Genomic DNA, 26,434 nt, shown 5'->3' with positions numbered 1-26,434 from the left:
CTCCTAACTACGCTCGGAAGAGGTAATCCCCTGATACGAGTCATCAGCTACAACCTTCGCAAGCACGCGGCACGCGGCGAACTGCTGGATCTGGCCCGCGACTTCGGGATAGATGCCTTGTGCCTGCAGGAATGCGACACCACGGATTTACCGGACACGCTCGGCCCGCTTCATCTGGCCGATTCGACTAAGGGCAACAGGCTGGGGCTCGCCATCTACTACCGGATGGACCGCTTCACGGCCTTTGACACCAACACGTTCGCATTGAAGAAGTCGCTGCACGACCGGGTTCTGGCCCCGGCCCATGAGCGTTTGATCGGCACCCGGGTGGTGGACAATGAAACGGATCATGAGCTGGTGATTGCCTCGTTCCATGCTGCACCCCTGACGGCCTCCAACTCGTTGCGCCGCAAACAGATCAAGGCGGCACATGCCGAGCTTCTCGGCATGGGCAGCGGGCTGATGACGCTTATGGTCGGCGATTTCAACTACCCGTTCTTCACCAAGAACCTCACCGAGCACATGAAGAATTCCGGATACGAACTCTCCCTCAGTGACCGGCGAACCTATACGAGGTACAAGGTCTTCAAGGGCCATTTCGACTTTGCCACCTCCCTCGGCCTGGACATCGACAGCGTGGAAACCTTGCCGCGCGGCGCCTCGGACCACCTTCCCATCCTGGTATCCGCGGAGTACGGCCAGGATTACGGCCCCATCCAGGGAACACCGCAACCCTGACGCCGACCACCAGCCCGGGAGGCCCCCAGTGCGCCGCGATTGGATCCTTAAAGCCGTTCCGGGCATCCAGCTGGCACGGACATACCAGCGGTCCTGGCTCGCATCGGATCTGGCCGCCGGGGCAGCCCTTAGCGCTGCGCTGATTCCGGCAGGCATGGCCTACGCGGAAGCCGCCGGCCTGCCAGCGATCACCGGACTGTACGCGTCTGTGGTTCCCATGCTGTTTTACGCGGTTTTCGGGCCCGCCAGGGTGATCATCGTGGGGCCCGATTCATCGCTTGCACCCATGATCGCTGCCGCTGTGCTCCCGCTGGCAGGACGGGATCCCGCCCATGCGGTGGCGCTCGCAGGCGTCCTGGCCATCCTGATCGGAGTCTTTCTGGTCGCGGGCCGGATTTTCAGGCTGGGCTTCGTCACCGGACTGCTGTCCAAGCCGATCCGGGTGGGGTACCTCAATGGCATCGCACTTGCCATCATGGTCAGCCAATTGCCCAGGCTGCTCGGGATCACGGTCCCGGGAGACTCGCTGCCGGCCCGGGCCACGGAGACGGCCGAAGCCGTTCTGCGGGGAGCCGCCAACCCCGTGGCGCTGCTGTTCGGAGCTGCCACGGTGGCAATCATCGTGGCCGGCCGCTTCCTCCCCGGTAAGGTGCCCGGCGTGCTCCTGGCCGTGGCGGCCTCCATCGCAGCGACCGCAGCCCTGGACCTCAACGACGCCATGCCCATGGTCGGAGCGCTTCCGGCGGGACTGCCCGCACCGGCCCTTGAGGGCATCACCATCCATGACGTTGCCGGCCTCATTGGGCCTGCGGCCGGCATCGCCCTCATCGCCTTTGCCGATACCTCCGCGTTGTCCAAGAGCCTCGCAGGGCGGCGTGGCATCCACACCAGCGGCAACCAGGAAATGGGGGCGCTCGGGATTGCCAACGTGGCCAGCGGCCTGCTGGGCGGCTTCCCGGTCTGCGGCAGCTCATCCAGGACGCCGATAGCGCTCGACGCCGGGGCGCGCACCCCGTTCAGCGGCATCGTGGCTGCCGCCCTGGTGGTGGTCTTCATGGTGGCAGCACCCGGGGTGACGGCCTTCCTCCCCACCACCACACTGGCCGCCGTCGTCATGGTTGCAGCGGCCTCGCTGGTGGATATCAAAACCCTGCTCCGGCTGGTCCGGATGAGCAGGATGGAAACGGTCCTGCTCGTCGCCACGTTCCTTGGGGTCGCTTTCGTGGGAGTGCTGCAGGGCATCGTCATCGCCATTGCCCTGTCGCTCATCGCCTTCATACGGCGGGCGTGGGATCCATACCGCACCGAACTGGCGAGCCTGGAAGACATCCCGGGCTACCACGATCTCAGCCGCCACCCGGAGGGCAGGCGCGTCCCCGGCCTGGTGATCGCCCGCTTCGATGCGCCGCTCTTCTTTGCCAACGGAGCGGTTTTCGCGGAGCACATCCGCAACCTTGTGACGAATGCATCGGGGCCGGTGAAATGGGTCATTGTGGCCGCGGAGGCCATCACGGACCTGGACACCACCGCTTTGGACGACCTCGTGGAGCTCGACGACGAACTTGCCAGCCAGGGCATCAGCCTGGTTTTCGCCGAGTTAAAGGGACCGGTCAAGGACCGCCTGCTCAAATTTGGCGTCAGCAGCCGGTTCGGTCCGGACCACTTTTTCCCCACGGTCACCAACGCGGTGCGGAGCTACAAGCGGACCTTCGGGATCTAGCCGCTGTTGCCAGCCGGCTCAGTCCGCTTCCAACGGAATCACATCGATGCGCGATCCCGGCCCTATGACAATAAGAACGCGGTCCACCCGGACTCCCTCCAGGGCCTGGGCGAGCCGTTCGGGCAAGTCGGTCGCAGCACCCTCCGCAGTACCGGCGGTCGCAGTACCGGAGGTTCCCGCGTCGGCCTTGCGCCAAACGGTGACACCCGCACCGGTAACCTCCGCCGCCACCCGCACCAGCGGCTCCGGGTCCCCGGAGGCCACCAGGATGACTTTCCGGACCGTGCGCTTCCGCGGTGCGGCTGCGCTGACGGACCGGTCGTGCCGCCATACCGCGAAGTGGTATCCGGCAGCGAGTCCCGTGGCCACGAGAAGGCCCAGGGGCGCCCGGATGCGGTCCACCAGGCTTCCGCCGCTGACGTCGTCGAGCAGGAATTCGAAGACCCGGTACCCGATCACCAGGAGCGTGATGACGGCGACGATCGCGCTCAGGCCAAAGACTGCCACGAGGTACACCCGCCGGCCGCGGCGGCCAAGTTCAGTGGGTTCCGGCGGCACCCCGGGCTTCCAGGTGAGCCACCACAGCGGCCCTCCGACGACCAAGGCGCTGATACCGCCCAGCAGGAGGGTACGAATGCCGTCGCCGGCCAGTGGCGTGGCTGCGATGCTTAGGGCCGAGTTGACCACGATGCCGATGCCGGTGGCCGCAGCAACCAGGCCGACGCCGGAGGTCACAAGCTTGGCTGCCTGCAGGGTGGTGTCTGACCGTCCCGCGGAAACGGCACGGTGGTACGCCCAGACGAGGGCACCGACGGCACCCGCAGCGATCGCCGCACCAAGCGGTTCCAGCATGTCCCCCATCGGGTCAGTGCGGTCAAAGGCCAGCCGGAGCAGGACAAACAGGACAGTGCCGGTGCCGCCCACAGTCAGGAGAACGGCCCCGAGGATCCCGACCACCACCAGTGCCACGTCGGCGAAATCCGTTTTCAGCCGGCGTCCGCCGTCGTGGATCCAATGCCACCACCAGATGGCGGCGCCGCCGGCGCCCCAGGCGAGCGACTGCAGCACGAACCTCCACCACGGATTCCCGATGGACGCCGATGACGTAAAGCCCTGGATCGCAGTGTCCAGGAGATTTGCGAGCGCTGTCACTGTGCCGCCCACACCGATGATGAGCCCGAAAACCGCCCCCACCACGGTGGGGACGTCCGGAATCAGTGAGGGGCGCTTCCGCGGATGCCGCCACATCCAGCGATGCCAGGCCAGCACTCCTGCCCAGACCAGCCCGTTGGACAGTGACAGCTGCCAGCCCAGTCGTTCGCCCCCGATCACGGCGGCTGCGGCGCTGAGCAGCCCGGTGGCAGATGTGATGAGCGAGACCGCGTACATGCCGGTCAGGTAAAGCCCCCAGCCCGCGGACGACCGCTCAACGGCGTCGTCGAGCCGCCGCCACACGAACCACCACAGCGCGGCTGCCATGGGCCCGCCGATCAGTGTGAACGCCAGCGACCGGGCCAGGCCTGCCACGTCGCCTGCGACGAGCACCGTGCCGGCGCCAAGGAGGCGGCCCAGCAGGCCGCTCAGGCCGATGGCCGTCACCACAACCAAGGCGAAAAGCAGCGTGTATACGATGAGGCGGCGGACCGTCGGCTGGGCGGACCCCGTCGCGGGTGCAGGAACCGTCCGGGCGGCGGTCATTGCTTCACCGTCCGGTTCGTGCAGACCCTGAGCTGCCACGGCGCGGAATCGATCAACCATTTTCCGTCCGTCTTGACAAGGTCAAACACGTCCTCCATCTCGTACTCCGAGTTGCCGAAGGGTCCGCCCCCGTTCGACACCACGATCAGGACCCGCACATCCGCAGACGAGGCCCGCTCCGTGGTGGACACCAACGTAACCCGCAGGTTGTCCGTGGAGGCCCGCTCAAAGTTGACGCACTGCGTCCGGGCCGCTTCCGTGAGGTAGGCCGCAGCAGCCGACTCATCGCCGTCGATGACAGCAGCGGAGTAACGCTGCACCACACCCTGGGGCGTGGATTCGTCCAGCAGGGCCGGTTCGCCCCTCGAGAAGACCACAGCGAGGGCAGCCACCACAAGGACGGCAATCGCTGCCAGGATCATCACAAGAATCCTGTGTGGCCTTCCCGGCGCTGCGTCCATGTGGCCAGTATGGCGTACCGTCCACCGGCTAGCTACGGTACTTTCGGCCCTATCAGCAGCGGTCGGCATGGACGAGGGTGGAGACAATCGTTGCCTGAGGGAAAAGGAATCATGCGCCGAGCACTGGCTGCCGTGTTGCTTGTATTGCTCGGCCTGCTCTGCGGTTCAGCCGCCGCCCGTGCGGAGCCGCCGGTGGAAATCGTGGTGGCGGACGGCGCCGGCATACTGGACCGCACCCGGCTGGTCACCGCGGTGGAAGCCATTGACTTTTACGAACCCACCCGGGTTGCCGTGTTCACCTACCGGGGCTCCGCGGAGGACAACCTGAACGAAGAAGTCCTTCGCTTCGCACGGGCGCAACATCCGGAATGGATCAGCGGGGACGGCCAGAAATGGGCGGACGGTCTGTTCATCTTCGCTGTAGACCCGGTGGGGCGCCATGTGGGCACCTATATGGGCGAGGACCGGAAGGTTTCCCTCGAGCAGCGCGAGGACATCCAGAACGCCTCCAAGGATTTACTGCGGGATGCCCAGTGGACCGATGGCGCCATTGCCGGCATCCGGCGCGGGGCGGAGCTGATCAACCAGCCCTGGTACCGGTCCACGGGATTTCTGGTGACGGCATGGAGCTCCGCGGCGGCGGCTGTCCTCGGTGCCGCGGCGTGGTTGATTGTGCGCTGGCGCACCCGAGTCGCCGGCCGCAATGAGCTCGCCCGAGGGGACGCCAGCTACTCCAATGTCAGCATGGATCTGCAGGTCACCGAGCTGAACGCCGGCACCATTCCAGAGTCCTCGCGGTACGGCAGCACCGTCCTGGAGAAGCACCGCACCTTCCTCGCCAAGTACAAAGCCGCGACGGAGCTGGCCAACCGGGCCCACGCGCTCACACCACGGGGCATGAGCCGGCGGCCGAACCTCAAGCTGGTGCGGGAATTTGCCGACGCTTCCGCTGAACTGGATGCCTTGGATGACGTCATTGCCGACACCAACGCCCTGCTGAACCGGGGATCAGCGTGGGCATCTGCATGGGACCGGCAACTGGCACCGTTCCGCAGTGACCTGGCGGCCCTGGAACAAATGCTCAGCAAGCGGCACGCCGCCGGCGACTCGGCGTCCGCCGCGGCGCTGCGGTCCTTCCGCGACCAGAGCCACCGGGAGATTGAGCGCTGGTCGGCCGAGCTCGCTGAGGGCACCATTAGCCCTGAAACGGCCCTGGACCGGCTGCGGGATGCCCGGACGCACCTGACCGAACTCTTGAAAAACCATGCGGACACAGTAATCGCCGGGTTCGCGAAGACCGACCGGGAAGCCAGGCTGATGCGCGAGGAAATGGACAGCGCGCAGGCCGGTACCAAGGTCAAGCATGGCCGTACTTACGAACCCAGCATCCTTGGCACGGTCTATCCCTCCTACTACTTTTTCTCGGTCCCGGCCTTCAACACAGGATTCAGCACCGGCGTGGGCAGCGTCAGCACAGCCCGCGGCGGTGGAAGCACTACCGGCTACGGCGGCAGCGGGGGCAGTTTTTCCGGGTCCGGAAGTTCGTCCGGTTTCTAGGCGGCCTCGACAGGTCCGTTGACACATTTGGCAAGGAACTGCCGGCGCTACGCCGGTCGTGTCATTGCGGCGGGTGGATCCTGTCGACTACAAAATCCCCACCTGGAATGACGGTGGTTTCATGGCCGTCATCGAAACGCACCACGTAGGGCGGCGCCCCGTCGGCGCCGTGGACCTCGATGATCTGGCCGTGCCGGACCGCTGATCCGACCGTCTTGCCCCGGATCGTGATCCGGTCTCCCTGGGCTGCCTTCATGGCAATCACCTCCAAGAACCAGATTACGAGGGTAGGGGCAGGGACAACAGGGCCGTTGCGCACTAACAGTTCCTCGCTGCCGGACCGGGACACACGTGCCGCGCCCTACCGCCATCTGGCGTTCGTGGCCGCTTGGCAGGACCATAGGGATACTACGGATCTTGACCTTGGAACGGGAGCCAGGGGGAACGGCTATGGCGGAGGAAAAACCCACGAGCTGGTGGGCTACGCTGCCCGGTCTGCTGACCGCCACGGCAGCGGTGATCACTGCAGTGACGGGGCTTTTGCTCGGCCTGGGGCAGCTGGGGGTGTTCGACGCCGGGCGGCCCGCCGCGTCATCGGCTGTATCCTCCGCCAGCGGAGCCTCCGTGCAGCCGGACCGCACTACCCAGACGGACGGCACTGTCCCCCCGGTAGGTGGAGGGTCCGGCGCCGGTGACAGCCCGGAATGGGCCGTGACCCTGCCGGCCGGACGCAACTACAGGGCTGCCGACGTCGAATACGAGATTCTCGACGCCCGTGCCCGCCCGGATGTGTCCGGCAAGATCGCACTGACGTTCACGCTCAGATGCACCAACCACGGCCGGTACGACATCAACTTTTGGGACGCGGCGTTCAGGCTGAATGTGGGCGGAGTCAGCAATTCCCCCGATTCCGGGCTGGACGAAGTAGTCGCGGGCGATTCAAGCAAGTCGGGCGAGGTCCGCTTCACTATCCCGGCGGACACGCGCGAGGCGGTCCTGCGCATTAAGTTCGCGCAGGGCGAGAGCACGGTCCAGGTCGCGATGTCTCCGACCTGAACACCCGCCCCGCCGCACGGATCCGGGAAAGCCGGTGACCCGCCGCCCCAAGGCAGCTGGTCACCGGCCTGTCATGCGGGTTTCCCGCCCGGCGGGGAGGACGGATCGGGGGTTAGGCCTGCGGCGGGAAGGCTAGGCTCCGGCGCGGACGAAAGTCACGCCGCCGGTGGCCGTCAGCCAGGACAACGGGTGCGTGACGGTGGCGTTGACACCGTTCATGCCGCCGCTGATCACCTGGCCGTCGCCGATGTAGATGCCCACGTGGCCGGACTGCACCACCATGTCGCCGGGCTGGGGCTCCCCCACCACCGAGCCGTAGTTCATAAACTGCATGGGTGCCAGGTCGCCGACGGGAATGCCGGCTGAGCCAAGTGCCTTTTCCACCATGGCGGTGCAGTCCTGCGTAATGCCCAGTTGCGCGTAGGCAGCAGAAACCATGGCGGCATTGACACCGCCGGCGGCCGGGGCCGGAGCCGCAGCGGGCGCCGCTGCCTGAACCTGGACGGAAACGGCAGGAGCCTCCGGCGCCGCAACCGGAACCGGCGCTGCAGCGGGGGCAACCGCTTCCACCGGAGCAGGTTCTGCGACCGGCACTTCCACCGGAGCGGGGGTGGTGCTGATGTCCGGGCGCTCGAAGCTGATCCGGACGTGGGAATCGGCGCTGAGCGGGGCACCCGCCTGCGCCCGGGTGTCGGGGGCGGCCGCCGGCGCCGAGTCGCGTTCGGCGGGAGCCTCGGCGGCCTGAGCAGCCATTCCGCTGGACAAGACCAGACCCGAAGCCGCCGCAATCACCGCTGCCTGGCGGCCAACCCTGTTCCTGCCGCGGGTCGTTGTGAAGCCGGAGCGTCCTGCAGGCGCGGTTGACGGATGCTGAGCGGGTAGTGTGCGTGAAGACATGAAGTAACCTCTCCCGATGCCTGCGAGGTTAGCTGTCGGATTCGGATGGGAGACACCCGGCCGCAGTTGCCATCCGCTCAGCGGACGGCTTGCGGCTTCACCCCGAAGACCTGCACAACAACGCTGCAGGCCAAAAGTGGTTTCCCCGTCCCTGCCGGATGGTTTTGATCGGATCCCGGGCCGCGGCAGGGTTAGGCAATCCGCCCGGGAGTGCCCGTATCTGGGATAACGGGCACCGTTCCACCGTACGCGTGCCTCTCGGCCGATGTCACATTGGAATAACGGCACCATCCGGCCAAGGCCGCGCGTGCAGGTAGCAGCGGTGTACTCGGGTAATGCGTTCATCAAAGTCGAGTGTTTTCCCTTGACGCCGCGAGGCGTAGTCTACGTGCATGTTCTTGCGGGGGGACTCACACGCTTGGAGGCATCATGCGTTGGTCGAATCAGCCTGTCCGCAAGCCCGCGCATCGCGCCGCGGAACCCACTGAGCCTTCGCCCGGACGCCGGCATGGGAGGCGCTGGGTCGCAGTTTTGGGTGCGTTGCTGCTTGCTGTCAGCACGGTGGTGGGCGTAGCCGGCACATCGAAGGCGGCGGCGCCAACGATCGTCAGCCTGACATTCGACGACGGCCTGGGCAGCCAGTTGGCGGCCGCGCAGGAGCTGAAAGCCCACGGGCTGGTGGGAACCTTCTTCATCACCACCTCCTTTGTGGGCCAGTCCGGATTCCTCACCCAGGCAAACCTGAACACCCTCGCGGCCGACGGCAACGAAATCGGCGGCCACAGCGTGACCCACCCGGACATGACAACGCTCAGCGCAGCGGCCGCCAGCGCGGAGGCCTGCAACAGCAAGTCGACCCTCGAAGGCTGGGGTTTCACCGTCCGGAACTTTGCCTACCCCTTCGCGGCGGTAAATGCGACAGCCCAGTCCGCAGTTAGCGGCTGCGGGTATGCCAGCTCCCGGGGCCTCGGCGACATCCGCTCTCCCGCCAGTTGCGCCGACTGCCCTGTCGCCGAGACGCTCCCGCCGCAGGAACCCATGGTCACCAAGGCTCCGGACCAGGTGGCCGCCACTTGGACCCTGGCGGACCTGCAGGCGACGGTCACCAACGCCGAGACAACCGGAGGCTGGCTGCAGCTGACGTTCCACGAGATTGCGAACGGAACGGATCCGTCGCTGTCCATCAGCCCCGCGCTGTTCAAGGAGTTCGTCACGTGGCTGGCGGCGCGGACAGCAAACGGCACGACGTCGGTCCGTACAGTGGCGCAGGCATTGGGCCAGTCCCCCGTGACGTCGCCGCCGCCGTCTCCCTCCCCCTCCCCGTCTCCGTCTCCCTCCCCGTCTCCGTCGCCTTCACCATCCCCGTCGCCGTCTCCCTCGCCGTCGCCTCTCTCGTTTGCTGACGTACCCCCGGGCGCGGCGCTGTACACCGAGGTCAACTGGATGGCAGCCCAGGGCATCTCCGTCGGCTGGCGTGAAAGCGACGGAACTCGCACGTTCCGTCCCGGCGTTGCAGCCAGCCGCGACATGATGGCTGCGTTCTTCTACCGGCTGGCGGGCAGCCCGGCCTACGCGCCGGGAGCATCGCCTTTCACGGACGTCACGCCGCAGACACCCTTCTTCAAGGAGATTTCCTGGCTGGCGTCCCAGGGCATTACCACCGGCTGGACCGAAGCTGACGGCACAAAGACCTTCCGGCCCGCTCTGGCCGTCAACCGTGACCAGGTGGCCGCGTTTGTGTACCGTTTCGCCGGAAGTCCGAACTACAGCCCCGGGGCATCGCCCTTCACCGATATTTCCCCGCAAACTGCCTTCTTCAAAGAGATCTCATGGCTTGCGTCGCAAGGTATCTCCAACGGCTGGACCGAGGCCGACGGAACGAGGACCTACCGTTCCGGGTTGCCGGTCAACCGCGACCAGGTAGCCGCTTTCCTCTACCGTTACCGCAGCGCCTTCCCGGCGTAGGCGTCCGCATGAAGCCGATGACGTAGGTGAAAAACTATTGCGTGGCCATCTGCCAGCTGAGCGATCAGCCGCAGGAGGATTTCGACGTCAACACGGAGCTGCTGATCCTTGAGGGCAAGGAACTCCATGTGGCGACGTGGGACGCCGAACCGCGGGACGGCGGCTTTGACATCCTGGTCCTCAACGACCGCGTCAGCGCCCTCGGGTTCATGGTGGTCACCGACTGGGAGTTCCTGGAAGGCAGGGCCTACGCGGTCGTGGAACGGCGGGCCGGCGGCTGAGCGGCTTCCGCAAGCGAGAGCACCGCCGCACGCCTCAGCCACGGATCGGGATCCCCCGCCCAGCGCTCCAGCACGGCATGTGCCCGCGTCCTCGCCTGCCCCTCCAACGACGCCACTAAGGGGCGGACGACGTCGGCGGCAAGCGGGTCCACCAGCTCACCCAGCTGTGCCTCCCGCACAAAGCCCTCGATGCGGGTGAGGTCGGAGTTGTTGAGCATCGCCACCCGGGACTGCAGCAGGACAACCGCCGCCAGGCGGCGTTCGAAGACGGGCACCGACCACAGCTCGGTGCTGAGGGCCGTGATGTCATCGTGCCCGAGGTCGCGGTGGCGGCGCAGCATGTCGCGGATGGTGCCCCGCACCGCGCCGACGGATGCACCGTAGAACTGAAGCCCGTCGCCCAGCCGTGCCTGCGACTCGTCTGCCCTGAGCCAGGAGCTCTCCCGCTGCAGTGAGGCATCCACAAAGTCACAGGCATCAGTCACCCGACTATTCTGTCCCAATATTGCGAGCCGTACACGGGGCCCGGAACCCGCCTGCGGCCCGCGAGCGCGTTCCACGGCAACGTGAGAAACTCAGTCCCATGCGTGAACTGGTCGTCCTCGGAACCGCCTCGCAGGTTCCCACCCGGACCCGAAACCATAATGGCTACCTGCTTCGATGGGACGGCGAAGGGCTGCTCTTCGATCCCGGCGAAGGCACCCAGCGGCAAATGATCCACGCCGGCGTTTCGGCCAGCCAGATCACGCGAATCTGCCTTACCCATGTTCACGGGGACCACTGCTACGGTCTTCCGGGCGTGCTCTCGCGCATGGTCCTCGACGGCGTGCAGCACCCGGTGGAGCTGCATTTTCCAGCCTCCGGCGGAGATGTGGTCCGCGCCCTCGTGTCCCTTGCCTCCCCCGGCCTGGACCTGCGGCTGCATCCGCACTCCGGTCCGGGGCCGATCGCGCCCGGCCTGGAGGTACGGCCCCTGCGGCATCGCATCGACACGTTCGGCTACCGGCTTGCTGAGCCGGAGGGCCGCACGCTGCTGCCGGACCGGCTCGCCGCGGCCGGGATTGCCGGTCCGGACATCGCACGGCTGCAGCGGGAGGGGACAGTGCGCGGCGTGCGCCTGGCGGACGTGAGCGTTCCGCGCCCCGGCCAGAGGTTCGCCTTCGTGATGGATACCGCGGAATGCGACGGCGCCGGGGAACTTGCCGACGGCGTGGACCTCCTCGTGGCGGAGTCCACCTTCAGCGACGATGACGCCGCGCTCGCCGCCCGGTATCTTCACCTGACCGCCGGCCAGGCCGGCGCGCTGGCCTCCTCTGCCGGGGCCGGGACCCTGGTCCTCACGCATTTCTCGTCACGGTACGTCGATGTGGGGGTGCTGGCGCACCAGGCCGTTGCCCGCGCAGGCCGGGCCGCCGCCGCCGTCGTCGCTCAGGATCTGGACAGAATTCCGTTACCCAAACGGCAGCGGGAGTCCTGGCTTAAAGGCGGGCTTGCCGCCCCGGCGGTTCCAGTGTCAGTAGACGAAGATGTCAATCCAGGCGCGGTTGTGGGCATGCAGCAGGACCATGAACAGCACAAAGTCGAACAGCAGGTGTACGGCGACGATGTAGGACAGTGACTTCGTCCGGGTGAAGATGAACGCCTGGAGCATGGCGAAGGGAAAGATAAAGACCGGGGCCCAGGCATGGAAGCCCAGTTCCCACAGGAACGACGTGAACAAGACGGCCTGCAGCACGTTGGCCTGTGCGAGCGGCAGGTGCCGGCGTAGGAGGGCGAAGACGGTGCAGATAAAGAACAGCTCGTCCCAGATACCCAGCGCGTTGGTGCCGAGGAAGAGGCGGAAGATTCCCTCGGGGTCCGATACCGCGGGCCAGTTGCTGTATACCCCGGTATTGACCATGTATGCCGGAAGCAGGGCATACCCCATCACCACGACGGCGGCCAGGTACCACTTCTCCGTTCGCGTCCACGGGTGCCCGGTCAGTACGGGGAACCTGACGGCGTGCTCCCTGAAGATCCAGCGCGAAACCGCATAGGGCACTCCCACCGCGACGATCATCGCCGTACCCATGACCACCATGTGCACGGTGCTGATGTCGGTGGTAATGGGAACAAGGCTGATGGCTATGAGCCCGGCGGCGATCAGGGCCAGGTCCCGCAGGAGTGCCCGGTCGATGAACCCCGCCAGTACCAGGGCCAATGCCAGCAGCCCGTACCCCGGGAGTTTCTGCTCCAGGACGAACAAAACAAACCCGGAGAGCGACACGAGTGCCGCGGGAACCAGCTTCAACGTCAGCCCGTTGCGGATGCTGGTTCCGGCCGCGGGCGCACGGCTAGACATGTGCGCCGACCCGGGCCAGTGCCCGCGGCGTGAATGGGAGTTCGGTCATACGGGCCTCCTGCCGTTTTGCCACATATCCTCCCCTGCCGTTCGTCACGGGGCAAGGGCCGGGCCCTGCCGTAGCTTCGCCGCCTTTGCCTGGAAAGGGTTGAGCAGCCGGCCCACGGACTGCCGGGTGTGCCGGACCCCGACGGCCCTATCCGGGCCACGCAAGATCTGCTTTTGGGGAGAACATTTTGGCCCGTAGGCTCATGGCATGTCGCCTGATCGCTATTTGGCCGAGCTGGCCGGTTTCCTTGAAAGTCTCACGGCCGTTGCCCGCCAGCCCGACGACGTGCTGTCCCGTCCGGTTCCGGCGTGCCCTGGCTGGACACTGGAGCAGCTGTTCGGGCACCTCGGCTCCATCGAACGCTGGGCCGCCGCCGTGGTTGACGGCGGACAGTACGTTGAGGAGGCGTCACCGCCGGCGACAGGAGCCGCCGCATGGTTCGTCGAGGGCACCGCACCGTTCTTCGAGACAATGACCGGCCTGGACCCGGCGGCGCCGTGCTGGAACTTTGGCCCGCCGCCGCGCACGGCTGGTTTCTGGCTTAGACGCCAGGCGCACGAGCACGCCATACACCTCATCGACGCCAGCCGCGCGTCCGGACGGGCAGCACCGGTTCCTGCCGCGGATTTCATGCTCGACGGCGTCGACGAGGTCCTCACGATGTTCACTCCGCGACAGATGCGGCTGGAGCGGATGCAGCCTCCGAAACAGGCGGTCGCGTTCCATGTCCCGGGCGTTGACGGGGTCGGCTTTGACGAGCGCAGCGCAGGCCACTGGACCGTGGGCGGCGGACCCGCGGCGGCGTCTCTCACCGCGCCGGTGGCGGACATGTACCTGGGCCTGTGGGGCAGGGCGAGCCTCCAGGACACGGCAATCATCGACGGCGACGCAGACCTGGCACTTCGCGTCCTGCGGGGGCCGCTCACACCCTGAGGGGCCTGAAACGTCCTATTGCCTGCCGTGCGCGCCGGGCCGTTTGCCGGGCCGACGATGCCTGCGCAACGTGCCGGAACACCAGCGGGGGCCCTGTCAGCCATAGTCGCGCAAGGCTACGATCGTGCCTGGCGGCCAATGTTACGGAGGCCGGCAGAGGCGGGGGGAAGATGGTATGAGCGGGCACACGAGGCAGGGCGGACCGCACTGGCGGCGGGTAGTGGCAGCCCTCGGCAACGATGATGCGCGGACGGCTTACGCCCAAGTCGTGCTCGGCGCAAGGCTGCCCGAAGCGATCGCTGACCTGAACGACCAACGGCGAAACCGGGCCATCGCTGCCCTGCTCGAGTCCGGGCTCGTCGAACCCAACGCTGCCGGCGAACTGGAGGCGTCAGGGGCAATCTTCCGCGATCTCCTCACGCAGCAACCCCGGCGGCAGCCGCAGACCGGATTGCACCGATTCATGCGCTTGGGCAGGATCGAGCGGTACCCGGCCAACAAGGCGGAACGACGGGAGCTCCTGGCGTGGATTGCCAGCGATGCCATCGAGCCTGGCGAAGACTTAGCGGAAAGACAGGTAAACGAACGGCTTCTCAGTTACACGGACGACGTCGTGTTGCTGCGCCGCTACCTCGTCGACTTCGGGCTGTTGGAACGCACCCCCACAGGCTCCTCCTATCACCGGCCGAATGAAACGTAATACCCTGCACGGCAAGGGCTGATGGCGATTCCAGCAGCGGCATCTGGCGGATGATTGCCTGGACGGTCTCGCCGAATTGGCCCGGCCGGAGGGCCGGACCGTTGCTTTGAAGGTGAGGCTGGCTGCCGGCTTTGTGGAGGCAACCCGGGCTTTGGCCTCACCGGCGCCGGCAGCGGGACGGCCGACGGCGTCACCGGCTTGGGCGGGGACGTCCCGTCCCCGAGGGCGCAGGTTCTGGTCACAGTCCCGGTTTTGTCACTGCTGGACGCACGGATGACCCCGCCCTGCTGGACGGGTACGGAACGATTCTGCGCGATGCTCGACGCCCTGTGCAATGCTCTGAGCCAGGGGCATACTGAATTATGACTGACGCCGACGATTTCTTAGCCTGGGTTAAATCCGCACTGTACGAAGCGGAACGGGCGCTTCATAACGGCGATGCGACGCCCCGGCGGGCACTCTGGTCCCGGAATGAACCGGTGAGCATCCTGGGCGCATGGCGCAATGCGTACGGCCGTGAGGAGATCGACGAAGCCTTCACTGCCCTCGAAATGTCTTTCTCCGACTGCACGTCCTACAGTTTCGAATTACAGGCCTATGACGTGGTCGGCGCGATGGCCTACACTGCGGGCCTGGAGCATGTCTCGACCTCTGTCGACGGCAAGCCGCGTAGCTACACGCTGCGCGCCACGCAGGTCTATCGCCGCGAAGACGGCGGTTGGAAGGTGGCGCATCGGCACGCCGACACCGTGACCGAGTGAAGACCGATAACGGCACCCCGCAAGTGTCCGTTCAACGGGACGTCCTCCGCGGACGCGTGGCCGTCGTAACTGGCTCGACCCGCGGTCTGGGGTTTGCCATGGCCCGGTTGCTGGGGCAGCACGGCGCGACGGTGGTCCTGGCGTCCAGGTCGGACGTCGACGTTGCGGCCGCCGTCGAACGGCTGCACCTTGAAGGAATCGCGGCGTCCGGACGTCGCTGCGACACCGGTGAACTGGCTGACGTGGAGGCCCTGCGCGACGAGGCCCTCCGCTACGGGACGCTCGATATCTGGGTCAACAACGCCGGAGTCTCCGGTGTCTTCGGACCCACGGCATCCACACCGGTTGACGACTTCACGCGAGTGGTGCGCACGAACATCCTCGGCACGTTCCACGGGTCCAGGATTGCCCTCCCCGTCTTCCTCGGCCAAGGCCGCGGCGACCTCGTCAACGTCTACGGCCAAGGCGATCAGGGGCCGGTGGCGCTCCAGAACGCCTATGCGTCAAGTAAGTGTTGGGTCCGCCAGTTCACCGAGACGTTGAGGCTGGAGACCAAAGGCACCGGCGTCCGGGTGCATGGCCTGAACCCGGGACTGGTGGTGACGAACATGCTGGGGCACGTCACGTCCCAGCCGGGGTACGAGCATCGACTGGGCGGGCTGCAGGTCGTCGTTGGACTGTGGGGGCAGACTCCGGACGACGCCGCGCGCCCCCTCCTGGACCTCGTAACCTCGGACTCGGGCGAGTTCCGGTACCTGACTAAGACGACCATGGTGTCCCGCGGGGTGCGCAGTTTAGTAGCCGGTCGCCTCCGCCGGGCGAACCGCATGCCCCTGGACATCACCGTGCTCGACACGCAATCAAAGGGCTGACCGGGCCGCGTGTTCCTTCCGACACCTCTGCAGGACGGTTCATCCCGTCGCGGGCGCGAACTGGCTGGCAGTGAACTCCGCTCCCTGGGGATCCCGGATCAGTGCCGTGCGCGTCCACTCGGTGTCGTTTTGGCGGAGGACCTGGGCACCGAGGCGCCGGGCCTCAGCCACAATCTGGTCCCGGTCGGCGACAGTGAACGAGACGTGCCAGTGCGGCGGTTCGTCGGGGGCCGTGGGGGCGATCCAGGCGATCGCGTCCTCGAAGCCGGGTGGGGCCGCCAGCCCGGACTGCCTCGCCCTGATGCCCGGATCGGCTGTCGCCTCAAGGTGGTCGCCATAACCTGGCCTGCGGATCATCATCGCGAAGCCAAGATCGTCGACCTGCCAACCGAACGCGTCTTCGTAGAACGCAACGGCCGCGCCGGGGTTAGCCGTGTGGAGGTCGCTGAAATTCCACGCCCCCGGCAGGTTGACCACTTGTGCCCCTAAGCGTAGCCGGGCCTGCCAGATGCGAAACTCGGCACCCTCCGGATCGTTCAGGACAGCACTTCGGCCGCCTTCTCCCGCATCGGCGGGCGTCGATCGCACCGTGGCACCGGCAACGACCAGCCGCTGCACTGCGGCATCCGCGTCCTCGACGGCTATGTAGGTGCTCCACACCGCGGTACCGCCGTGGGTACTGGCCATCCCGCCGACTTCCCGGCCGTCGAGCTTTGCTATCAAGTAACGGCCGGGCGCTCCCGGCGGCATGACGTCCTCGAACGTCCAGCCGAGGAGTCCGGAGTAAAATTCTGCGGCGGCTTCGACGTCAGGCTGCTCGGTATCGATCCAACACGGGACGCCCTGCGGGTAGGTCCGTTCGGTCATGACTGGCTCCCGTCCATGGGCAAAGCCTAGCGAGCCAGGATCCGGTCGGGTACCCTGCCCGAACTGCTAGTCCATCCACGCCTGATGTCCTTAAAACCGAACGGCCACCGCAAGCACGCGGAGGCCGCTCCTGTTTTCCCGTCGAGTGTAAGAAAAGAAGACTAGAAGTCCCAGTCCTCATCCTCAGTGTTGACGGCCTTGCCGATCACATACGACGAACCCGAACCCGAGAAGAAGTCATGGTTCTCGTCCGCGTTCGGGGACAGGGCCGAGAGGATGGCCGGGTTCACGTCGGTGACGGAAGCCGGGAACATGGCCTCGTAGCCCAGGTTCATCAGGGCCTTGTTCGCGTTGTAGTGCAGGAACTTCTTGACGTCCTCAGCCAGGCCGACAGAGTCGTAGAGGTCGTGCGTGTACTGGACTTCGTTCTCGTACAGCTCGAAGAGCAGCTCGAAGGTGTAGTCCTTGATTTCCTGGCGCTTCTCCTCGGAGACCTTCTCCAGGCCCTTCTGGAACTTGTAGCCGATGTAGTAGCCGTGCACGGCCTCGTCACGGATGATCAGGCGGATCAGGTCTGCCGTGTTCGTCAGCTTGGCGCGTGAGGACCAGTACATGGGCAGGTAGAAGCCCGAGTAGAACAGGAAGCTCTCCAGCAGCGTGGAGGCCACCTTGCGCTTCAGCGGGTCGTCGCCCTGGTAGTAGTCCATGACGATCTGGGCCTTCTTCTGAAGGTTCTCGTTCTCGGTGGACCAGCGGAACGCCTCGTCGATCTCCTTGGTGGAGGCCAGCGTGGAGAAGATGGAGGAGTAGCTCTTGGCGTGCACGGACTCCATGAAGGCAATGTTCGTGTACACGGCTTCTTCGTGCGGGGTGATCGCATCCGGGATCAGCGAGACGGCGCCGACGGTGCCCTGGATGGTGTCCAGCAGGGTCAGGCCCGTGAACACGCGCATGGTGAGCTGCTGCTCGTCCGGGGTCAGCGTGGCCCACGACTGGACGTCGTTGGACAGCGGCACTTTCTCCGGCAGCCAGAAGTTGTTGACGAGGCGGTTCCAGACATCCACGTCCTTGTCGTCCTGGATGCGGTTCCAGTTGATGGCCTCGACGTGGCTAAGCAGCTTGACCTTCTCGGTCATGTCATCCCCTCAATGTTGGGTTAGTTCTTTGGTTAAAGCGTACGACGGCGGGCGGGCGCCCGCCGTCGTACTGTCACGATTTAGTTGAAGATTAAAGCATGCAGCTGACGCAACCCTCAACCTCAGTCCCTTCCAGCGCGAGCTGGCGGAGACGGATGTAGTAAATGGTCTTGATGCCCTTCTTCCAGGCATAGATCTGGGCCTTGTTGATGTCACGCGTGGTGGCGGTGTCCTTGAAGAACAGCGTCAGGGACAGGCCCTGGTCCACGTGCTGCGTGGCAGCGGCGTAGGTGTCGATGACCTTCTCGTAGCCGATCTCGTACGCGTCCTGGTAGTACTCCAGGTTGTCGTTCGTCAGGTACGGCGCCGGGTAGTACACACGGCCCAGCTTGCCTTCCTTGCGGATTTCGATCTTGGACGCCACCGGGTGGATCGAGGAGGTGGAGTTGTTGATGTAGCTGATCGAGCCCGTCGGCGGAACGGCCTGCAGGTTCTGGTTGTAGATGCCGTGCTCCATGACGGAAGCCTTCAGCTCGCGCCAGTCATCCTGGGTGGGGATGTGGATGTTCTTGAACAGCTCCGCTACCTTCTCGGTCTGCGGGACCCATTCCTGCTCCGTGTACTTGTCGAAGAACTCACCCGAGGCGTACTTGGACTTCTCGAAGCCGCCGAAGGTCTGGCCGGTCTGGATGGCCAGCTTATTGGAGGCGCGGACGGCGTGGTACACCACCGAGTAGAAGTAGATGTTGGTGAAGTCCAGGCCTTCTTCGGAACCGTAGTGGACCCACTCGCGGGCCAGGTAGCCGTGCAGGTTCATCTGGCCGAGGCCGATCGCGTGGCTCTGGTCGTTGCCGCGGGCGATGGACGGCACCGAGGTGATGTTGGACATGTCCGACACAGCCGAGAGCGAGCGGATGGCCGTCTCGATGGTCAGGCCGAAGTCCGGCGAATCCATGGTCTTCGCAATGTTCAGCGAGCCCAGGTTGCAGGAGATGTCCTTGCCGGTCTGGTCGTAGGACAGGTCATCGTGGTAGGTGGTGGGCTGCGAAACCTGGAGGATCTCGGAGCACAGGTTGGACATGATGATCTTGCCGTCGATCGGGTTTTCCCGGTTCACGGTGTCCTCGAACATGATGTACGGGTAACCGGATTCGAACTGGATCTCGGCGAGGGTCTGGAAGAACTCGCGCGCCTTGATCTTGGTCTTCTTGATCCGGGAATCATCCACCATCTCGTAGTACTTCTCGGTGACCGAGACGTCGGAGAACGGCATGCCATACACGCGCTCGACGTCGTACGGGGAGAACAGGTACATGTCCTCGTCCCGCTTGGCCAGCTCGAAGGTGATGTCCGGGATGACGACGCCGAGCGAGAGGGTCTTGATGCGGATCTTCTCGTCCGCGTTCTCGCGCTTGGTGTCCAGGAAGCGGTAGATGTCCGGGTGGTGGGCGTGCAGGTACACGGCACCGGCACCCTGGCGGGCACCGAGCTGGTTGGCGTAGGAGAAGCTGTCCTCGAGGAGCTTCATCACGGGGATGACGCCCGAGGACTGGTTTTCGATCTGCTTGATCGGTGCGCCGACTTCGCGGATATTGGTCAGCGCGAACGCCACGCCGCCGCCGCGCTTGGACAGCTGCAGGGCGGAGTTGATGGACCGGCCGATCGACTCCATGTTGTCCTCGATGCGGAGCAGGAAGCAGGAGACCAGCTCGCCGCGCTGCTTCTTGCCGGCGTTCAGGAACGTCGGAGTGGCCGGCTGGAAGCGGCCTTCGATGATCTCGTCAACCATCTGCAGGGCAAGCTGCTCGTCGCCGCGTGCCAGGTGCAGGGCAACCATGCAGACGCGGTCCTCGTAGCGCTCCAGGAAGCGCTTGCCGTCGAACGTCTTCAGCGTGTAGGACGTGTAGAACTTGAAAGCGCCCAGGAAGGTCTCGAAGCGGAACTTCTTCTTGTAGGCGCGGTTGAAGAGCTCGCGGATGAAGTTCATCGTGTACTGGTCGAGCGTCTCGCGCTCGTAGTACTGGTTCTTCACCAGGTAGTCGAGTTTTTCCTCCAGGTCGTGGAAGAACACGGTGTTGTTGTTCACGTGCTGCAGGAAATACTGGTGCGCAGCTTCACGGTCCGCTTCGAACTGGATCTCGCCGTTCGGTCCATACAGGTTCAGCATGGCGTTCAGCTCGTGGTAGCCCAGCCCCTTGTAGGCGGCGGGCAGCGGGGGCTTCTCTGCGGTCTTCTCGACGGCGGCCCCCGCGCGGGAGCCCTGACCCTCAGACATGGTTACTTCTGTGTCTGCGACAGTAGTGTCCAAAACTTGTCCAATCCTTGGTTTACCAGGCGGACGTCTTCAGGCGTCCCCATGAGTTCGAAGCGGTAGAGGTGCGGTATCTGGCATTTGAAGGCGATGATGTCACCCGCCATGCAGTAGTTGTCCCCGAAATTTGTGTTTCCTGCGCCAATCACCCCGCGGATCAGAGTCCTGTTCTGCGGGTTGTTGAGGAACCGGATGACCTGTTTCGGCACTGAGCCCTCGCCGCCGGTCCCTCCGTAGGTGGGAACCACCAGGACGAAGGGCTCGGAAGCGACAAGTTCAGCTTCACGCTGATGCAGTGGGATCCGGGCTGCATCCCGGCCCAGCTTCTCGATGAAGCGCCGGGTGTTCTCGGAAGCCGAGGAAAAGTAGATGAGGTGACTGGATGTCCGGTTCATGGGCGTCGTATTCACAGCATCTGCTGCGAGCGGCGCATCGGCAAGTGCCGGCGCTGCCATGGGAGTCACCTCATCTACGTAAAGTTCTTTGCCGGAAACGGCGGGTGGAACCTAGGCCACGGATGCGGCCGCGCTCAGCGCCAGCTCCTCGATCTTGTCCGGGCGGAAGCCTGACCAGTGATCCTGGTCAGTGACCACGACAGGGGCCTGCATGTAGCCGAGGGCCTTCAGCCGCTCAAGGGCATCCGCATCCTGGGAGATGTCGACGCTCTGGTAAGTGATGCCCTTCTTGTCCAGCGCGCGGTACGTTGCGTTGCACTGAACACAGGCCGGCTTCGTGTAAACCGTAACGGTCATGGTTCCTGTCCCCTTTGTTGAAGTCACTGCTTTTTGAAGTCTCTGGATCATCGTTGCGGTAGACACTGCCCGGATCTGAAACCCCTGCTCGATGCCGGTCCTGCGTCCCGCTCAATCTGTATGTCGATACTACATGTAGTGCACGGTCCCGATGCGGACCCCAACATGATGTATTACAAGTATGTCATTTAATGCACCGTTAATCCACAGGCCGGGGGCTGAAAAATGTCCGTGTTTCAGCTGTTTTAATGGACGAAATCCACACCCTGTGGAGGAGTTAGCCACAATTAATCCCCCCGCGTGTCGTACGGCAGACGGCGTGTCGCCGATGTGCGGCTGGCGTGTCGGAGGGCACACAAAAGGGGCCCCGAAGCTCTTTCAGGACCCCCGATGTGATGAACGGAACGGGCTGGCGGCCGGAGACTACCGGCCGGTAGGGCTCAGCCGCGCTGGTCCGGCCGGCTGCAGAGGATCTGTTCCACGCCCATCCTGCCTTCGGCGAAGCTGCGCAGCGCACCGACGAGATACAACCGCCAGACGCGCGCTATCTCCTCCCCCATCATGTCGACGGCGGCTTCCTGGTTCGCCTCGAAATTGGCGTACCAGGCCTCAAGGGTGCGCACATAGTCCGTCCGCATTGCCTCCACGGCCTGGACCTCAAAGCCGGCACCCTCCAGGAAACCGAGGGTCTCGCCGACCGGGCGCATGTGCATGTCCGGTGCGATGAAGGATTCGATGAACGGCCCTCCCCCGGGGTGCTTTCCGCGCCGGGACATCTGCTGGACCAGAACGCGCCCGCCGGGAACGACGTTATTGAACAACGCAGCTGCATACACGGGGTAGTTGCGCTGGCCCACGTGTTCGCCCATCTCCAGGGAGGCGACGGCGTCGAACGGCCCGTCCGGGATCTCGCGGTAGTCCTGGACCCGGATGTCCATATGGCCTTCCAGTCCGCGTTCGCCGATCCGGGCGTCGATGAAGGCCTTCTGTTCCGTGGAAAGCGTGACACCCACGACGTCGGCACCGTAGTGCTGTGCTGCGTGCAGGCTCAGCGAACCCCAGCCGCAGCCGACATCGAGCAGGCGCATGCCGGGCTTAAGCCCGATTTTCCGGCAGACGAGGTCCAGCTTGTCCCGCTGGGCGTCCTCCAGCCCGTAGTTCTCGGAGGAGTCCGTCCAGTACGCGCTCGAGTAGGCCATCTGGGGATCCAGGATGAGGCCGTAGAACTCGTTGCTGAGGTCGTAGCGGTGGCTGATGGCCGCCCGGTCCCGGAGAAGGCTGTGGAGCTTTCCTCTTACCCGGGCCTGGCTCGCCGGGGGCTGCGGCGGAGTGCCGATGGCGCCTGCCGCCTTTGCGATCCGGCCCACGCCTGCGAGGACCGCCGGCGTGGGACGGATCCCGGAGAGTCCGCGTTCCCGGACAACTTTCCAGAGGTGTTCCAGGGCTGAGTTCAGGTCGCCGTCGACGTCCAGTTCGCCGGTGACGTACGCCTGGGCTGCCCCGAGCTCCCCCGGCGCCCACAGCAGCCGACGGATGGCGTCGGGATCCTTCAGCCGCACTACCGGAGCATCGGCCGGGCCCGCCTCGCTGCCGTCCCACACCTTGAGCCGGACGGGAAGTTCCCCGCCGACCACCGGGCGCAGGACCTCGGCGATGGTGTCCGCGAGCGGCGCCGTCATACTGCGGCTCCGCCGGTTGCACGCCTGGATGCTGCGTGGTCCAGGACAATCTGCTGGACGTCGAGGTAGCCCGTCTCAAAGCCTGCCCTGGAATAGCAGAGGTAGAACAGCCACATCCGCTGGAAGACCGTATCGAAGCCCATGGCCGAAACCTCGTCCGCTCGGGACATGAAACGTTCCTCCCAGAGCCGCAGGGTCTGCGCATAGTGCTCGCCCATGGCGAGGCGTTCGCGGACCCGGAGCCCGGTCTGCTTCTCGGTGATTTCCTCGATGGCCCGGACGGACGGAATGACGCCGCCGGGGAAGATGTACTTGTGCACCCAGGTGTAGCTTGTCCGGGTGGCGATCAGCCGGTCGTGCGCGATGGTGATGGCCTGGATGGCCACCTTGCCGCCGGGGGCGAGGACGCGCTCGATCGTCTGGAAGTACGTGGCCCAGTATTCGTAGCCGACGGCTTCGATCATTTCCACCGAGACGACGGCGTCGTACTCGCCTTCCACCGCCCGGTAGTCCTTGAGTTCAATGCTGACGGCGTCGGCGTAACCGGCCTCGGCCACGCGCTGCCGGGCGAGTTCCTGCTGCTCGCTGGACAGTGTGACCGAATACACCGTGGCGCCGCGGGCAGCTGCCCGCAGCGCCAGTTCGCCCCAGCCGGTCCCGATTTCCAGCACGCGCGTTCCCTCGCCGACGCCGGCTTTGTCCAACAGCCGGTCGATCTTCGCCTGCTGCGCGTCCGCGAAACCGTCCCACCCGACGGTCCGCAGGGCGTCGCCCCGTTCCGGGAACAGCGCACTGGAGTAAGTCATGGTGGTGTCCAGGAAAGAGGAAAAAAGTTCGTTGGAGAGGTCGTAGTGGCGGGAGATGTTGGAGCGGGTGTTCTGCTCGGTGTTCCGTTCCCGGCGCGGCTGGCGCGGCAGGTAGAGGGCGCGCAATTTCTGCAGCGGCTCAGGCACGAGGGTCCCGACGCGGGCTGCGAAGACTTCCATCACGGCGGTGAGGTCGTCCGCGTCCCAGTCGCCGGCCATGTAGGACTCGCCCAGTCCGATCAGCCCGCCGTCCCCCAGCCGGGCGGCGAAGGCCTCCGGCCGGTTCATGGTCATGACGGGGTACTGACTGCCGGGGGAGGGATCGGTCGCCGCCCTGCCGAGGACAGTGCCGTCGGGGTACCTGACCTCGAGCGGGAGCGTCCTGACGGCAGCTTTGAAGATGGCGTCCGCAATCCGCCCGGCCACCCGTGCCTTGAGGCTGTCCGGTGTAGTGGCGATGCTGGGCCAGATGTCGGCGTCGATAGTGACGGGAGGCCGGGGAACCGAGTAGGGAACCCGGCCAGTGTGGCCTTCGCCCTGTCCGCGCCCCGCTGCGGATCCGGTAGCTTCGGTGATGGTCACTGTACTGCCTCCTGTGAAGGGTGTTGTGGTCGTTTGATGATGGGCAGCCGACGTGCCCAAAGTTTGATGCCCTGCCAGCGGATCTGGGCGGACACCCGGAGCGGTGCCAGCGGAACCGCGAGCGCGGCGGACAGGATGTTTGGCACGGTTGCCTCGCGGCGTTCGCCGTCGACCGTTGCCACGAAGGGCTTCTGCCCTGCGCGCTCCAGGACGATGGATACTGCGAGCCGCTCCCCCGGTTCCGGAAGTTTCATCCGGTACTGGCCTTCGACGTCGTTGAAAGGGGAAACGTAGAACGCTTTGGGAACACTCGCCCTTCCGGAGTGGTCCGTTTCGAGCAGGTAGCAGTGCCGTTCACCATAGGTGTTGTGGACTTCCGCAACCACGCAGCGCAGGGCTCCGGAGGCGTCGTGGCACCAGAACAGGCTGAGCGGGTTGAACACGTGGCCGAACACCCGGGCGCTGGCCAGCATGGTGATCCGGCCGCCGTCGAGCTCTATTCCCCGGGTCCGCAGGAACCGTTCGACATTGCCCCGGAGCGAGCCGGCCGGGTCGCCAAGATGATCCGAGACGCGGAAACCGGCCAGCGGCCGGAGCGGCCACGGAAGTAACGGAAGCCTGTCGACGTCGACATACCAGCTGTAGCTGCGGTAGGTAAAGGCATTCTGCAGGGGTGTGCGCCGCACATGGGCTATGGACGTCCGGTAGATGGCTGCCCCTTGCATCAGGCGACCTCCGCTGTGACGCTCTGCAGCCCGGGACCGGAGACCGGCTGTTCCTCCCAGTTCCGGCCAAGCCGGGCAGCCGCTTTCACGCCGGAGAGGGCACCGTCTTCGTGGAAGCCCCAGCCGTGGTACGCGCCGGCGAAGGCCAGGTGTTCGTCCCCCAGGGCCAGGATCTGTTGCTGTGCCCGGAGCGAATCCGGCGTGTACTGCGGGTGCTCGTAGACCATCCGGTCCAGTACCGTCCCGTCGGCGATGAGTTCGGATTCCCCGAGGCTCACGATGTAGCGTCCGCCGTCGGCAGGTTCGAGTCGCTGCAGGCGCGTCATGTCATAGCTGACCAGCACCTTGTCCGGACGTGCGTCGCAGGACGGCAGACGGTAGTTCCAGGACGCCTGGGCGTTTGCGCTGCGCGGCAGGACGGCTTCGTCGCGGTGGAACAATGTCCGGTTCACCGAGTAGGGCATGCCGGCGAGCGCCTCGCGCTCGGTTGCGGAGGCATCGGCGAGCATGCTCAGCGCCTGGGCCGGGTGGGTGGCAATCACCACTGCGTCAAAGTACTCCGTGCCCCTCGCGGTGGTCAGCTCAACGCCGTCACCGTGGCGCCGCACCGAGGCGACCGGGCTGGACAGCCGGATGTCCGTCAGTGTTGCGGCCAGCTTATCCACGTAGGTCCTCGAGCCTCCCTTGACGGTCCGCCACTGCGGTGAGCCTGACACACCGAGCAACCCGTGGTGGGCGAGGAAAGTGAACAGATAGCGGGCCGGGTACGCCAGCGCGGTGGCCGGGTCGCAGGACCAGACGGCGCTCACCACCGGGGTCATGAAGTGCGAGATGAAGTAGCTGCTGAACTTCTCCCGGGCGAGGAACTCCCCCAGCGTCAGTTCCGCCTCCCCTCCGCCGGCAGCACCACGGTCCGCCCCGGCAAGGAGTGCACGGGCGCGGCGGTGGAAGCGCGTGACCTCCAGCAGCATCAGCAGGTACCGGCCGCGCAGCAGGGTGGACGGACGGGGAATGATGCCGCGTCCCTTGGCACGGGCGCCGGCATATTCCAGGCCGCAGCCGTCGCAGCGTACGGACATGCTCATCTCGGAGTCCTGCGTCTCCACGCCCAGCTCCGCAAAGAGCCGCAGGAGCGTGGGGTAGGTGCGTTCGTTGTGGACGATGAAGCCGGTGTCCACCCGGAGGGACGGGCCGCCGTCCTGCTCCACATCGTGGGTGTGGGCATGCCCGCCCAGCCGGGAGTCCGCCTCGAATAACGTCACGTTGTCCCGCTGGTTCAGGACATATGCCGCGGTCAGTCCTGCTACGCCGCTGCCGATGACGGCCACCCGCCGGCCATCCGGAATCCTAGCTTCTTGCGACAATGATCTGCTCCTGTTGGCTTAGCCTGAATCGTCCTGATGAATCGTCTTATGGACAATTCGTCACCGACGGGCTCCCGGATGACTGCAAATTCCAGCCGGGCCCCTTGACGCGATTCTGCCCCATGAACGCGGGCCTCCTGACGCGACATTCCGGGGCTGCCGGGCGATATGCCACAATGAAGC

The 26,434-nt window shown here is 65.4% G+C and carries 27 protein-coding genes, 1 pseudogene and 1 riboswitch; of the genes and pseudogenes, 12 read left to right on the top strand and 16 right to left on the bottom strand.

The annotated features are described in order from the left end of the window. Positions 1-33 precede the first annotated feature (33 nt). Complete coding sequence (locus tag ACFVWT_RS06305) at positions 34-738, top strand: endonuclease/exonuclease/phosphatase family protein (protein WP_390247095.1); 705 nt, start codon at positions 34-36, stop codon at positions 736-738. A 28-nt stretch (positions 739-766) separates the two neighbouring features. Continuing rightward, positions 767-2,458, top strand: a complete 1,692-nt coding sequence (locus ACFVWT_RS06300) for a SulP family inorganic anion transporter (protein ID WP_390246206.1) — start codon at positions 767-769, stop codon at positions 2,456-2,458. 18 nt (positions 2,459-2,476) lie between these two features. Here ACFVWT_RS06300 and ACFVWT_RS06295 read toward each other — a convergent pair whose 3' ends face one another. Then, the gene (locus ACFVWT_RS06295; RefSeq protein WP_390246204.1) at positions 2,477-4,216 is read right to left on the bottom strand and encodes a DUF5671 domain-containing protein; all 1,740 of its coding nucleotides are present in this window, start codon (positions 4,214-4,216) and stop codon (positions 2,477-2,479) included. After that, on the bottom strand, positions 4,153-4,617 hold the full coding sequence (locus ACFVWT_RS06290; protein WP_390246202.1) for a hypothetical protein: 465 nt from the start codon (positions 4,615-4,617) through the stop codon (positions 4,153-4,155). Before ACFVWT_RS06290 ends, ACFVWT_RS06295 begins: the two co-directional genes overlap by 64 nt. 111 nt (positions 4,618-4,728) lie before the next feature. On the opposite strand from ACFVWT_RS06290, the gene ACFVWT_RS06285 reads away from it, so the two are divergent. After that, on the top strand, positions 4,729-6,174 hold the full coding sequence (locus ACFVWT_RS06285) for a DUF5129 domain-containing protein (protein WP_390246200.1): 1,446 nt from the start codon (positions 4,729-4,731) through the stop codon (positions 6,172-6,174). Positions 6,175-6,235: 61 nt separating this feature from the next. Here the strand turns inward: ACFVWT_RS06285 and ACFVWT_RS06280 are convergent, their stop codons facing one another. After that, positions 6,236-6,430: a DUF1918 domain-containing protein gene (locus ACFVWT_RS06280; protein ID WP_390246198.1), complete on the bottom strand. Its 195-nt coding sequence runs from the start codon at positions 6,428-6,430 to the stop codon at positions 6,236-6,238. Between the two features lie 194 nt (positions 6,431-6,624). On the opposite strand from ACFVWT_RS06280, the gene ACFVWT_RS06275 reads away from it, so the two are divergent. Then, a complete protein-coding gene (locus ACFVWT_RS06275) occupies positions 6,625-7,230 on the top strand; it encodes a hypothetical protein (protein WP_390246196.1) in 606 nt (201 codons plus the stop codon). A gap of 132 nt (positions 7,231-7,362) precedes the next feature. On the opposite strand, the gene ACFVWT_RS06270 is transcribed toward ACFVWT_RS06275, so the two are convergent. Further along, positions 7,363-8,127 (bottom strand): NlpC/P60 family protein, encoded by a 765-nt coding sequence (locus ACFVWT_RS06270; RefSeq protein WP_390246194.1) that lies wholly within the window; start codon positions 8,125-8,127, stop codon positions 7,363-7,365. A 3-nt stretch (positions 8,128-8,130) separates the two neighbouring features. After that, a riboswitch (cyclic di-AMP (ydaO/yuaA leader) is annotated at positions 8,131-8,325 on the bottom strand. Between the two features lie 231 nt (positions 8,326-8,556). Here ACFVWT_RS06270 and ACFVWT_RS06265 point away from each other — a divergent pair. Continuing rightward, positions 8,557-9,069, top strand: a pseudogene (locus ACFVWT_RS06265) (polysaccharide deacetylase family protein); the annotation flags it as partial. On the opposite strand, the gene ACFVWT_RS06260 reads toward ACFVWT_RS06265, so the two are convergent. Further along, entirely contained in the window at positions 9,021-9,587 is a 567-nt protein-coding gene (locus tag ACFVWT_RS06260; RefSeq protein ID WP_390247093.1) for a hypothetical protein, read from the bottom strand. The pseudogene ACFVWT_RS06265 and the gene ACFVWT_RS06260 sit on opposite strands and share 49 nt — an antisense overlap. On the opposite strand from ACFVWT_RS06260, the gene ACFVWT_RS06255 reads away from it, so the two are divergent. Continuing rightward, complete coding sequence (locus tag ACFVWT_RS06255; protein ID WP_390247091.1) at positions 9,571-10,092, top strand: S-layer homology domain-containing protein; 522 nt, start codon at positions 9,571-9,573, stop codon at positions 10,090-10,092. The two genes, ACFVWT_RS06260 and ACFVWT_RS06255, sit on opposite strands and share 17 nt — an antisense overlap. 41 nt (positions 10,093-10,133) lie before the next feature. Next, on the top strand, positions 10,134-10,373 hold the full coding sequence (locus tag ACFVWT_RS06250) for a hypothetical protein (protein ID WP_390246192.1): 240 nt from the start codon (positions 10,134-10,136) through the stop codon (positions 10,371-10,373). On the opposite strand, the gene ACFVWT_RS06245 is transcribed toward ACFVWT_RS06250, so the two are convergent. Further along, positions 10,340-10,858, bottom strand: a complete 519-nt coding sequence (locus ACFVWT_RS06245) for a DNA alkylation repair protein (RefSeq protein WP_390246190.1) — start codon at positions 10,856-10,858, stop codon at positions 10,340-10,342. The genes ACFVWT_RS06250 and ACFVWT_RS06245 overlap by 34 nt on opposite strands. A 98-nt stretch (positions 10,859-10,956) precedes the next feature. Between ACFVWT_RS06245 and ACFVWT_RS06240 the strand changes: the two genes are divergently transcribed. Beyond that, positions 10,957-11,991 carry a ribonuclease Z gene (locus tag ACFVWT_RS06240; RefSeq protein ID WP_390246188.1) on the top strand — a complete coding sequence of 345 codons (1,035 nt, stop codon included), beginning with the start codon at positions 10,957-10,959 and terminating at the stop codon, positions 11,989-11,991. Here the strand turns inward: ACFVWT_RS06240 and ACFVWT_RS06235 are convergent. After that, positions 11,887-12,714: a CPBP family intramembrane glutamic endopeptidase gene (locus ACFVWT_RS06235; protein WP_390246186.1), complete on the bottom strand. Its 828-nt coding sequence runs from the start codon at positions 12,712-12,714 to the stop codon at positions 11,887-11,889. The genes ACFVWT_RS06240 and ACFVWT_RS06235 overlap by 105 nt on opposite strands. A 256-nt stretch (positions 12,715-12,970) precedes the next feature. Between ACFVWT_RS06235 and ACFVWT_RS06230 the strand changes: the two genes are divergently transcribed. The 4 genes from ACFVWT_RS06230 (at position 12,971) to ACFVWT_RS06215 (ending at position 16,029) form a co-directional block, all read left to right on the top strand. Then, positions 12,971-13,696 carry a maleylpyruvate isomerase family mycothiol-dependent enzyme gene (locus ACFVWT_RS06230; protein WP_390246184.1) on the top strand — a complete coding sequence of 242 codons (726 nt, stop codon included), beginning with the start codon at positions 12,971-12,973 and terminating at the stop codon, positions 13,694-13,696. 175 nt (positions 13,697-13,871) lie between these two features. Further along, positions 13,872-14,396, top strand: coding sequence for a DUF2087 domain-containing protein (locus ACFVWT_RS06225; protein WP_390246182.1), 525 nt, complete (start codon positions 13,872-13,874; stop codon positions 14,394-14,396). A gap of 362 nt (positions 14,397-14,758) precedes the next feature. Continuing rightward, on the top strand, positions 14,759-15,157 hold the full coding sequence (locus ACFVWT_RS06220; RefSeq protein WP_390246180.1) for a YybH family protein: 399 nt from the start codon (positions 14,759-14,761) through the stop codon (positions 15,155-15,157). Further along, positions 15,154-16,029 carry an SDR family oxidoreductase gene (locus ACFVWT_RS06215; RefSeq protein ID WP_390246178.1) on the top strand — a complete coding sequence of 292 codons (876 nt, stop codon included), beginning with the start codon at positions 15,154-15,156 and terminating at the stop codon, positions 16,027-16,029. Before ACFVWT_RS06220 ends, ACFVWT_RS06215 begins: the two co-directional genes overlap by 4 nt. A 39-nt stretch (positions 16,030-16,068) precedes the next feature. On the opposite strand, the gene ACFVWT_RS06210 is transcribed toward ACFVWT_RS06215, so the two are convergent. The 9 genes from ACFVWT_RS06210 to ACFVWT_RS06170 form a co-directional block, all read right to left on the bottom strand. Then, complete coding sequence (locus tag ACFVWT_RS06210; protein WP_390246176.1) at positions 16,069-16,896, bottom strand: VOC family protein; 828 nt, start codon at positions 16,894-16,896, stop codon at positions 16,069-16,071. A 161-nt stretch (positions 16,897-17,057) separates the two neighbouring features. After that, positions 17,058-18,032 carry a class 1b ribonucleoside-diphosphate reductase subunit beta gene (nrdF, locus tag ACFVWT_RS06205; RefSeq protein ID WP_043482004.1) on the bottom strand — a complete coding sequence of 325 codons (975 nt, stop codon included), beginning with the start codon at positions 18,030-18,032 and terminating at the stop codon, positions 17,058-17,060. A 91-nt stretch (positions 18,033-18,123) separates the two neighbouring features. Continuing rightward, positions 18,124-20,307 carry a class 1b ribonucleoside-diphosphate reductase subunit alpha gene (nrdE, locus tag ACFVWT_RS06200; RefSeq protein WP_390246174.1) on the bottom strand — a complete coding sequence of 728 codons (2,184 nt, stop codon included), beginning with the start codon at positions 20,305-20,307 and terminating at the stop codon, positions 18,124-18,126. A 2-nt stretch (positions 20,308-20,309) separates the two neighbouring features. After that, the gene (nrdI, locus tag ACFVWT_RS06195) at positions 20,310-20,798 is read right to left on the bottom strand and encodes a class Ib ribonucleoside-diphosphate reductase assembly flavoprotein NrdI (protein WP_390246172.1); all 489 of its coding nucleotides are present in this window, start codon (positions 20,796-20,798) and stop codon (positions 20,310-20,312) included. 51 nt (positions 20,799-20,849) lie between these two features. Next, positions 20,850-21,095 carry a glutaredoxin-like protein NrdH gene (gene nrdH / locus ACFVWT_RS06190; RefSeq protein WP_011692201.1) on the bottom strand — a complete coding sequence of 82 codons (246 nt, stop codon included), beginning with the start codon at positions 21,093-21,095 and terminating at the stop codon, positions 20,850-20,852. Positions 21,096-21,535: 440 nt separating this feature from the next. Further along, entirely contained in the window at positions 21,536-22,774 is a 1,239-nt protein-coding gene (locus ACFVWT_RS06185) for a class I SAM-dependent methyltransferase (RefSeq protein WP_390246170.1), read from the bottom strand. Continuing rightward, positions 22,771-24,162, bottom strand: coding sequence for a class I SAM-dependent methyltransferase (locus ACFVWT_RS06180; protein WP_390246168.1), 1,392 nt, complete (start codon positions 24,160-24,162; stop codon positions 22,771-22,773). The genes ACFVWT_RS06185 and ACFVWT_RS06180 overlap by 4 nt, the downstream gene beginning before the upstream one ends. Further along, positions 24,159-24,887: a DUF1365 domain-containing protein gene (locus ACFVWT_RS06175; protein WP_390246166.1), complete on the bottom strand. Its 729-nt coding sequence runs from the start codon at positions 24,885-24,887 to the stop codon at positions 24,159-24,161. Before ACFVWT_RS06175 ends, ACFVWT_RS06180 begins: the two co-directional genes overlap by 4 nt. After that, positions 24,887-26,251: an NAD(P)/FAD-dependent oxidoreductase gene (locus ACFVWT_RS06170; RefSeq protein ID WP_390246164.1), complete on the bottom strand. Its 1,365-nt coding sequence runs from the start codon at positions 26,249-26,251 to the stop codon at positions 24,887-24,889. Before ACFVWT_RS06170 ends, ACFVWT_RS06175 begins: the two co-directional genes overlap by 1 nt. Positions 26,252-26,434 lie beyond the last annotated feature (183 nt).

Source organism: Arthrobacter sp. NPDC058288 (assembly GCF_042880995.1).
In the GTDB taxonomy this organism is placed as follows: domain Bacteria; phylum Actinomycetota; class Actinomycetes; order Actinomycetales; family Micrococcaceae; genus Arthrobacter.
Note: the sequence above shows the minus strand (reverse complement) of the source record. Positions and strands in the feature narration are given on the sequence as shown.

Coding starts and splice junctions, on each gene's coding strand:
- ACFVWT_RS06255 (WP_390247091.1), top strand. CDS start 9,571: ATGGCAGCCCAGGGCATCTCCGTCGGCTGGCGTGAAAGCGACGGAACT.
- ACFVWT_RS06230 (WP_390246184.1), top strand. CDS start 12,971: ATGTCGCCTGATCGCTATTTGGCCGAGCTGGCCGGTTTCCTTGAAAGT.
- ACFVWT_RS06240 (WP_390246188.1), top strand. CDS start 10,957: ATGCGTGAACTGGTCGTCCTCGGAACCGCCTCGCAGGTTCCCACCCGG.
- ACFVWT_RS06275 (WP_390246196.1), top strand. CDS start 6,625: ATGGCGGAGGAAAAACCCACGAGCTGGTGGGCTACGCTGCCCGGTCTG.
- ACFVWT_RS06290 (WP_390246202.1), bottom strand. CDS start 4,617: ATGGACGCAGCGCCGGGAAGGCCACACAGGATTCTTGTGATGATCCTG.
- ACFVWT_RS06295 (WP_390246204.1), bottom strand. CDS start 4,216: ATGGTTGATCGATTCCGCGCCGTGGCAGCTCAGGGTCTGCACGAACCG.
- nrdH (WP_011692201.1), bottom strand. CDS start 21,095: ATGACCGTTACGGTTTACACGAAGCCGGCCTGTGTTCAGTGCAACGCA.
- nrdI (WP_390246172.1), bottom strand. CDS start 20,798: ATGGCAGCGCCGGCACTTGCCGATGCGCCGCTCGCAGCAGATGCTGTG.
- ACFVWT_RS06185 (WP_390246170.1), bottom strand. CDS start 22,774: ATGACGGCGCCGCTCGCGGACACCATCGCCGAGGTCCTGCGCCCGGTG.
- ACFVWT_RS06235 (WP_390246186.1), bottom strand. CDS start 12,714: ATGTCTAGCCGTGCGCCCGCGGCCGGAACCAGCATCCGCAACGGGCTG.
- nrdF (WP_043482004.1), bottom strand. CDS start 18,032: ATGACCGAGAAGGTCAAGCTGCTTAGCCACGTCGAGGCCATCAACTGG.
- ACFVWT_RS06285 (WP_390246200.1), top strand. CDS start 4,729: ATGCGCCGAGCACTGGCTGCCGTGTTGCTTGTATTGCTCGGCCTGCTC.
- ACFVWT_RS06220 (WP_390246180.1), top strand. CDS start 14,759: ATGACTGACGCCGACGATTTCTTAGCCTGGGTTAAATCCGCACTGTAC.
- nrdE (WP_390246174.1), bottom strand. CDS start 20,307: ATGTCTGAGGGTCAGGGCTCCCGCGCGGGGGCCGCCGTCGAGAAGACC.
- ACFVWT_RS06225 (WP_390246182.1), top strand. CDS start 13,872: ATGAGCGGGCACACGAGGCAGGGCGGACCGCACTGGCGGCGGGTAGTG.
- ACFVWT_RS06175 (WP_390246166.1), bottom strand. CDS start 24,887: ATGCAAGGGGCAGCCATCTACCGGACGTCCATAGCCCATGTGCGGCGC.
- ACFVWT_RS06270 (WP_390246194.1), bottom strand. CDS start 8,127: ATGTCTTCACGCACACTACCCGCTCAGCATCCGTCAACCGCGCCTGCA.
- ACFVWT_RS06280 (WP_390246198.1), bottom strand. CDS start 6,430: ATGAAGGCAGCCCAGGGAGACCGGATCACGATCCGGGGCAAGACGGTC.
- ACFVWT_RS06210 (WP_390246176.1), bottom strand. CDS start 16,896: ATGACCGAACGGACCTACCCGCAGGGCGTCCCGTGTTGGATCGATACC.
- ACFVWT_RS06260 (WP_390247093.1), bottom strand. CDS start 9,587: ATGCCCTGGGCTGCCATCCAGTTGACCTCGGTGTACAGCGCCGCGCCC.